This window comes from Microbaculum marinisediminis (assembly GCF_025397915.1).
GTDB classification, from domain to species: Bacteria; Pseudomonadota; Alphaproteobacteria; order Rhizobiales; family Tepidamorphaceae; genus Microbaculum; species Microbaculum marinisediminis.
Map to the genome: position 1 here is coordinate 1 of NZ_JALIDZ010000048.1, position 320 is coordinate 320.

1 protein-coding gene is annotated in these 320 nt (G+C 62.2%); it reads right to left on the reverse strand.

Annotated elements, in window-relative coordinates; genetic code table 11:
* Positions 1-182: hypothetical protein (locus tag MUB46_RS24220; RefSeq protein WP_261618543.1), on the reverse strand; the 182-nt coding region annotated here is incomplete at its 3' end.
* Positions 183-320: the final 138 nt, after the last annotated feature.

Below are 320 nucleotides of genomic sequence, written 5' to 3' on the forward strand. Positions count from 1 at the left end.
TGAAAGTCGCCGTATCGCTTGACGGCCAACTGACGCAGCGCCCCGACCCTTTTTTCAGGGACCGCCGAAGCGACGACATCGGACCAAAGCGCCTTGCGGGCTTCGCTGATCATTTCCGGCGTCGCGTTGCATAGCCGCTCACCGTTCGGGAGCAGGAAATCACGGGCTCGCAGAATTTCCATCGGTCAACCTCGTACACTGTCCATGACGGCCGGAAGCCATGCCGGATCGGCATCGGCAAGCGCGACGGCATGTTGAAAAAGCTGCTGACGGTGGGGTGTGACGACGCAGGTCTGCGGCGGCACATCCGCACTTGCCCG